Origin of the sequence: Pseudogemmobacter humi (assembly GCF_900609055.1) — a bacterium.
GTDB lineage: Bacteria > Pseudomonadota > Alphaproteobacteria > Rhodobacterales > Rhodobacteraceae > Pseudogemmobacter > Pseudogemmobacter humi.
Map to the genome: position 1 here is coordinate 1 of NZ_UXAW01000016.1, position 7,264 is coordinate 7,264.

The following is a 7,264-nucleotide window of genomic DNA, read 5'->3' on the forward strand; positions in this document are numbered from 1 at the left end:
CGGAGTAAGTTACGCCCTCCATAAGCATCTGTAAAAAATAGCATAAACCGGGATTTTGGTTCCGAAAGGGTCAAACTTTGGTTCCGAAAGGGTCAAACTTTGGTTCCGAAAGGGTCAAACTGACTTCCCATCGACAACCGTTCCTGATAGGTCAAACAAGATAGTTCCTGATAGGTCAAAGTTACGCCGTATGAGCCTGCTTCCAGATCGGCACCCAAACCTAGATTTCTTCGTGCTCGACATCGCTGATGCCGTGCCGAAGGATGACATGGCGTCGATGGAACACCCGCTGTTCTCGCTGGCGACGAAGCCGGACATGCGGCACCTCGAATACCGGAACGGCGACAACGTGCTGAAAATCCGGCCCTCCGGCCTCGGCCTGCCGACGATCTTCGACAAGGACATTCTGATCTTCACCATCAGCCAGTTGATGGCCCGGAAAAATCGGGGCGAACCGATTGGCGACACGGTCCGGTTCTCGGCGCGAGAGCTGTCTGTTGCGACGAACCGGCCTATCGGTGGGAACCACTACAAGCGCCTTGAGGACGCCTTCGCCCGCCTGCAAGGGGCGCAGTTCGTGACCAACATCAAGTCCGGGGGGAAAATCGAAACCCGGATATTCTCTCTGATCGACGAAGGCGGCTTTGTCCGCACTGACGATGAACGATTCCGCCTCGACTATTGCGAAGTGAAGCTGTCGCGCTGGCTGATGCGGGCGATAGAGACTGACCAGGTGGTGACGATCACCCATGACTACTTCCGCCTGCGCAGGCCATTGGAGCGCCGCCTGTATGAGATCGCCCGCAAGCACTGCGGCAACTCCCCGAAGTGGCAGATCGGACTAGCCAACCTACAAAACAAGACTGGCAGTAACGCCCCGATCAAACGCTTTCGCCACAATCTGCGCGAGATCATGCGGGCAGATGTGACCCCGTTCTACAGGTTCGAGATTGACGAAAACGACATGGTAACAGTGCGCCCGCGCTCTGTGCCGGTCGATCTGGCTACGCCGATCATCATCCCAGAATGGGCCGAAGAGCAGGCCAGAGCGCATGCGCGAACACTCGGCTGGGACTATTACGCCCTGCGGGCGAGTTGGATGGCCTACGCCCACGAGGAAACCGCGAAGGGCAACCCCCCGAAAAACCCCGGCGCGGCCTTCGTCGCCTACTGCAAAAAACAGGAAAACCTGCGATCCTAGTCCATCCTGCCCATACTGGACGGAAACAGGTAAACAGTTCACTATTGCGGCCACCTGAACGACAGGAAACCCCAATGGCATACACACTAGGCGAAGCGGCAAAGGCTACCGGAAAATCAAAGGCAACCATCTCAAAAGCCATAAAAAGCGGGCGCATATCCGCATCTAAGGATGAGACAGGAACCTTCCGAATAGACCCCGCCGAACTACACCGAGTTTACACGCCAACTGTTTCAGTTGAACACACGGAAACCGCTAGTAAACCCGAGATAAACACGGCAAACGAAAGCCAAATCAGAGAGTTACAGGCTCGTCTTGAAGCCGCCCATGAACGGTTGGCCGACAAGGAAACGGTGATCGCAGACCTTCGGGAAGATCGTGACAGGTGGCGACAGCAAGCAAGCTCACTGCTGGCAGACCATAGGCCAAAATCAGGGTTCTGGTCGCGGCTACTTGGCAAAAGTTAAGCCTGCTGTGCAGGACGAACCAGATGTTAGGACTTGTGCAGCATTGTCAGGCTGGGCCGGGCTTGCGCCACATCGCCGAAGCGGCAAGAGAAAAGGCAAAGGCAGCGCATTTCATGGATACACAATTGTGTATCCACCTACTACAGTCACGCCATGTCAAACAAAGACGTTGGCCTTCGCATCCGTGTTGAAAAGGAACTCCGCGAGGCGTTCCAGGGTGCCTGCATGGCCGAGAATCGGAAGGCGTCAGAAGTCTTGCGCGAGTTCATGCAGGCGTTTGCCAATCGACGGCAAGGTGGCGGGCGCCCAGGCATATTCACAGCCTCGGACGCCAAACCCCCACGCCGTCCAATCAAGAGAAAAGCAATATGAGCCAATTAAACGCGGTGGAGATGTACGGAACAGCAGGGCGCTTGACCTCGCTCGACTTGTTCGCGGGCGCTGGCGGCCTGTCCGAAGGCTTGAGAGAAGCGGGCTTCACCTCGCTCTATGCCAACGAAATTTCTCCGCGCTACGCTCAGACCTACGCGGCCAACCATCCCGGCACACATGTCGATAGCCGCGACATTCGCATGGTCGATGCCAGAAAGGTGCGTGCCCTGTTGGGCTTGAAGCGAGGCGAGCTGGATTTGATCGCCGGTGGCCCCCCCTGCCAAGGCTTTTCGATCAACGCGCCCAAGCGTTCTACCGAAGACACACGGAACCACCTTTTCCGCGAATACCTGCGGTTCGTCACAGAATTCAATCCGCGCGCGGTCATGATCGAGAACGTCCCGGGGATGGTGTCGTTTGAAGGTGGCGCAACGCTGGATGCCATCTTGGAATCGCTGAAATGCCTTGGCTACGATGCCGATGTGCGCATCCTCTATGCCCCCCACTACGGCATCCCCCAAACTCGCTGGCGCACGATCATCCTTGGTGCCCGGGATGGCATGAATCCTACTGAGCTTTTCCCAGAACCATTGCGGCAAGCTCCGGTTCGGGTGAATTTCACCTCGCAATTCGCTGGTAAGACGCTGGTGAACCTACCGCGTTCTCTTGAACTGCCGTCGCATGTGACGGTCAGAGATGCCATCGGCGATTTGCCCGTTTTGCGAAACGGCGAAATGGGCGATGTGACGAAGCCTTATCGCCACCCAGCTGACAACCCTTATCAGGAACTGATGCGCGTGGGGTCCGAAGGGGTAACCTGCCATGAAGCTGCTAGGTTGAGCAAAGTCAATCTTGACCGTATGTCGCACATCCCTCCGGGTGGAAATTGGACGGATATTCCCGAGACGCTTTTACCGCGCGGAATGCGTATGGCGCGTAGGAGTGACCACACAAAGCGTTATGGACGGGTTTCTCCGAACGGCCTCGCATCCACCATCTTGACCAAGTGCGATCCGCATTGGGGCGCATATTTTCACTACGAGCAGGACCGTGCCTTTACCGTGCGCGAGGCGGCACGGCTTCAATCATTCCCCGACACCTATGTCTTCTGCGGCTCGCGAGTTGAACAGTACGAACAAGTCGGCAATGCCGTTCCGCCATTGCTGGGGGCGGCGGTTGGTCGGACGATTGCCCGCGTCCTTGGAGAGCGCGAGACGCGCGTACGCACAGCCGGGGCAGCATAACAAGTGGCTGGGAAAGTTTGGGAATTTTTCGGATATCGCGCCGATGACCACTCGGCGGCGGCAATCGCCGCCGCGACCGAAAAGCAATGCCCATACCTTTCCGATGTATGCGAAAAGCGGCTAAGTGATGGTGCTGTCGCTGGCGTCTGCACGATCAAGCCGGTCACGTCCGATCCGGTCATATGCTGTCCGATCCGCCTGTACGCGGACAAATACCGTGCCCTATACGACGTGGCTAAAATCGCGTTCGACGAAGATTACGAGCTGATCGCAGGCGGCAAAGCATCTGCACGGGCGAGGGAGATTAAACAACCCGTTGTTGCCGTGTTTGGTAAGCGTTGGGGCGGTGAATTACGCTTGCCTCAAAAAGATGGTGCGGGCAGCTACTTCGTGGATTGGGTTCTGGCCCTCCTAGATTCCAACGGCAAATTGAAAGAATTTGTCGCGGTCGAAGTCCAAACCATCGACACCACGGGGAATTACCGCAATGGCCGAGAAGCATTGCTAACACCGGAGCGAACGAACCCATCCACGTCAGCAGGCCTGAATTGGGAAAATGTTAACAAGCGCATTCTGCCACAACTGATCTACAAGGGGCAGGTACTGCAACGCGAGGCGTTGTGCCGGAAGGGCTTGTTCTTTGTTTGCCCGCACCCGGTCTATACTCGGATCATGGCGCGCCTTGGCGGTGCAAGTGGCTTGATTCGTTACGCTCTACAGCCAGCGTCGATCACGTTCCTTGCGTATCAGCACGACTTGTCGAACGGCATTATTGACGGGACTACCGTGCCGCTTAAAGCCAATCCGGCCCATTCCACTACGGTCTACAAGGTGCAAGAGGCCTTCAACAACGTTACCCTCCCGGACGAAAACGTCTATCGAACCGCGATTGAGGCGGCGCTAGGCTGAGATCAGTGAGTAAGCCCGCTGTCCCGGTCACGGGCTTCCCGCTCCCGCAACAGTTCCTGCTGCCGCTCTTGCTCCTTCAGGCGCTCGGCCTCCTGCACCCGCTGGCGCTCCTCGGCCTCCCGGCTTTCCTGCAACCGCGCTGCCGCCTCGGCCAGCGTTCCCCGGTCGATCCCCTGCGCTGCCTCCCGTAGCCGCTCGGCCAGACTGCGGGCGGAATCCGGTTCCGGGGTTTGTCCAGGTGCGGCCACGGTATCGGACGCGGGGCGACTCTGGCGGGCTTCCCATGCCTCGCGCAACCGCGCAGCCAGGTCCTGCCTCCCCTCCCGGCTCTCCCGATCCGCAGCGCCGGCATAGGCCAGTCCCTGCGCCTGCGGCCCGAGGCGATCCACCGCCCGCCCGATCCAGTCCCGCACCTGACCGGCCAGAACCTCCGCCACCCGCGCAACCTCGGCCGCCTGCGCCTTGACCTCGCGCCACACCCGGACGGCCGCGACCTCGATGCCGCGTTCCTTCATCTGCCACGCCCCGGCAGAGAGTTGCGGCAACGGATCCCGGTCCAGTTCCACCGCCCGGACGGTCTGCCGCAGCGCCTCGGCCTCGTCCCCGCGATCATGCGCCGCGGTGGCTCGCTCCTGCGCCTCGATCCGCTGCGCCTCTAGCGTCCGGTGGTCGATACGCTCATCATGGCCGCATCGCTCAAGGGCGCGGTTGCTGTCCCGCGCCCATGCCTCACGCCATCCTTCCAGCATCTCGACCGCGTTCCAGTCCCGGTTCTTCGCCCCGAACCCCTCGGGGCCGATTTCACGGGTGGTCAGCAGGATATGGGCATGGTGGTTGCGATCATCGCCTTCGCGCCCCGGCGCATGAATCGCGATGTCGGCCACCATGCCACGGGCCACGAACTCGCGCTGGCAGAACTCGCGCACCAGCTCGACGCGCTGCCCGTGGTCCAGCTCGGCGGGCAAAGCCACCCGGATTTCGCGGGCAACCTGCGAATTCTTCCGGGTCTCTGCCGCCTCGACCGCGTTCCACAGCGCCGACCGGTCCTGCACCCATGCGGGCGCGTTGGCAGGGGCGAGGGTTTCGACGTGATCGACACCGCCGCGCGCACGGTAATCGAAGGTCAGCCCGGTGCGGTGATCCTCAATCCGTTCGCCCACGCGATAGGCCGCTGCCGCCGTGGCGCTACGCCCGGCAGAGCGAGAAATCATCGTGGCCCGAAGGTGGTAGATCGCCATTTCCACGCTGCACTTCGCTAAGGGTTCAAGGGAAACGCAGGGTTCCCTTGCCCACACAAACGCGCAGCGTTTGTATAAGTGGGCACTTCGTGTTTGACACGCTATCCACTACGCGGCACAAATTCAACGGTTGTAACGAGGAAGGGCGGAAGAATGGCGCGCACCATCGACCAGCAGATTGCAGATGCGCAAGCGAAGCTGGCGCGGCTCAAAACACGTCAGAAAGCCAGCGACACCCGCCGAAAGATCATCGTCGGCGCCATCGTCACCACCGAGGCCCTGAAAGACCCCAAGATTTCCAAATGGCTGGCCTCCACCCTGCGCAAGAACGCAACCCGGGACGTGGACCAGAAGGAAATCGCCGGACTGCTGGCCGACCTCGATGCCAGGGCGCAAAGCGCCGGGGCCGGTGAGGCATGAGCGGCAGCACCGATCCGTTTCTGGTTCTGGTCGATGATATTGGCGCGCTGCGCCGCCAGATCGAGAACCTGCAACGCACCAGCCTCGACAGGGACGAGGCCGAACACCTCAACGCAACCATCGCCCAGAGCCTCGACAACATGGCGCAAACCGGCAAGCGGCTGGAACAGCGCCTTGAGGGCCAGCTGCAGCTCGCCACCGCCAAGACCCACAGGGATGCCATAGAAGCCGCACAGAGCGCCGCCAGAGGGGCTATCAGGGAATCCCATGCCGAGATCCTCCAAACGGCCAAGAGCCTCTCACAGGCCGCAGGAGAGGCCCGCAGAGAGGCATGGCGCTGGTTCGGCGGGTTCTGGGTCTGGCTGGCCTCGATCGGGGCCGCAGGAGCGCTTATCGGCGCGCTGGCAGCCTTCTGGATCACCGGCAGAGGCGATGCCAATGCGTTTGGGCGCTATCCAAGCATCTACTGCACCTCAGCAGGCGGCGAGATCGTGCCAAACCGTGACGGGCGAAGGTTCTGCGCAATCTGGGTGGACCCGCCGACACAGCAAGCCGGAGAGTGACGGCTCACAGGTGCCGTTCCGCGTCCTGTGCTGTGTGCAAGACGCGGATAATCTCCAACCAGTCGCCCCGGTCGCGGAAATAGATCACATGCGAGCCGGTAGGGCATTTGCGGTAGCCAGGGCGAACATTCGTCACCCGCCCCTGCTTCCCGCCCGATGCCAGCGCGTGGCAGGCGTCCCGGATTTCGTCGGTATAGCGGTCGGCCTGATCCGGCCCCCAGTTCTCCGCGCTGTAATCCCAGATACCGTCAATGTCGGCTTCCGCCCGAGGCGAGAAGGAAAGGGCCTTCATCTGCCCTCATACTCCGCCCGCTTCCGCTTCTTGAACGCATCGAAATCGAAGGGCTGCGGTTCACCGGATTCCTCGCCCTCGATCAGGGCGGCTTCCAGCGCCTTCACCTTGGCCTCATGCTCTTGCAGCAGCCGCAGCCCTGCCCGCACCACATCGCTGGCCGATCCGTAGCGCCCGGCCTGCACCTGTGTGTCGATGAAGGTGGTGAAATGGTCCCCGAGGGACACGGACGTATTGCGGGCCATCGCCGCCCCTTTCTGTTCTAAGCAGATTCCCATCATATACCAACAAGTACCAAGCTGCAATCTGGGCGCTGTCGGTGCCAGCGGTCGCGCTTCTGCGACCGCAAGCGGCGCAGGGCGCAAAGCGCCCGATGCGCGCCGCACCGCAATTACCCTTTTGGGTAAGGGTCTTGATCCTCGAAATCGGGAGAGGCTCTAGTGTTATTAGTGTTACCTACGGAGTAAGTTACGCCCTCCATAAGCATCTGTAAAAAATAGCATAAACCGGGATTTTGGTTCCGAAAGGGTCAAACTTTGGTTCCGAAAGGGTCAAACT

At 60.2% G+C, this 7,264-nt stretch carries 9 protein-coding genes; 6 read left to right on the forward strand and 3 right to left on the reverse strand.

What is annotated here, in order from left to right; translation table 11 throughout:
• Positions 1-190 precede the first annotated feature (190 nt).
• From XINFAN_RS00090 to XINFAN_RS00110, 4 genes are all read left to right on the forward strand, one after another.
• Positions 191-1,201 carry a replication initiator protein A gene (locus XINFAN_RS00090; RefSeq protein ID WP_124084546.1) on the forward strand — a complete coding sequence of 337 codons (1,011 nt, stop codon included), beginning with the start codon at positions 191-193 and terminating at the stop codon, positions 1,199-1,201.
• A gap of 74 nt (positions 1,202-1,275) precedes the next feature.
• Complete coding sequence (locus XINFAN_RS00095) at positions 1,276-1,668, forward strand: MerR family transcriptional regulator (protein ID WP_124084547.1); 393 nt, start codon at positions 1,276-1,278, stop codon at positions 1,666-1,668.
• A gap of 368 nt (positions 1,669-2,036) precedes the next feature.
• Positions 2,037-3,284, forward strand: coding sequence for a DNA cytosine methyltransferase (locus XINFAN_RS00105; protein ID WP_124084549.1), 1,248 nt, complete (start codon positions 2,037-2,039; stop codon positions 3,282-3,284).
• A gap of 3 nt (positions 3,285-3,287) precedes the next feature.
• Positions 3,288-4,193 carry a NotI family restriction endonuclease gene (locus tag XINFAN_RS00110; RefSeq protein WP_124084550.1) on the forward strand — a complete coding sequence of 302 codons (906 nt, stop codon included), beginning with the start codon at positions 3,288-3,290 and terminating at the stop codon, positions 4,191-4,193.
• Positions 4,194-4,195: 2 nt separating this feature from the next.
• Here the strand turns inward: XINFAN_RS00110 and mobQ are convergent, their stop codons facing one another.
• Positions 4,196-5,431, reverse strand: a complete 1,236-nt coding sequence (mobQ, locus tag XINFAN_RS22090; protein WP_124084551.1) for a MobQ family relaxase — start codon at positions 5,429-5,431, stop codon at positions 4,196-4,198.
• Between the two features lie 153 nt (positions 5,432-5,584).
• Here mobQ and XINFAN_RS00120 point away from each other — a divergent pair, with 153 nt between their 5' ends.
• On the forward strand, positions 5,585-5,851 hold the full coding sequence (locus XINFAN_RS00120; protein ID WP_085787614.1) for a hypothetical protein: 267 nt from the start codon (positions 5,585-5,587) through the stop codon (positions 5,849-5,851).
• Positions 5,848-6,414, forward strand: coding sequence for a hypothetical protein (locus XINFAN_RS00125; protein WP_124084552.1), 567 nt, complete (start codon positions 5,848-5,850; stop codon positions 6,412-6,414). The genes XINFAN_RS00120 and XINFAN_RS00125 overlap by 4 nt, the downstream gene beginning before the upstream one ends.
• A gap of 4 nt (positions 6,415-6,418) precedes the next feature.
• On the opposite strand, the gene XINFAN_RS00130 is transcribed toward XINFAN_RS00125, so the two are convergent.
• Positions 6,419-6,706 (reverse strand): type II toxin-antitoxin system RelE/ParE family toxin, encoded by a 288-nt coding sequence (locus XINFAN_RS00130; RefSeq protein WP_124084553.1) that lies wholly within the window; start codon positions 6,704-6,706, stop codon positions 6,419-6,421.
• Positions 6,703-6,951, reverse strand: coding sequence for a type II toxin-antitoxin system ParD family antitoxin (locus tag XINFAN_RS00135; protein WP_124084554.1), 249 nt, complete (start codon positions 6,949-6,951; stop codon positions 6,703-6,705). The genes XINFAN_RS00130 and XINFAN_RS00135 overlap by 4 nt, the downstream gene beginning before the upstream one ends.
• Positions 6,952-7,264: the final 313 nt, after the last annotated feature.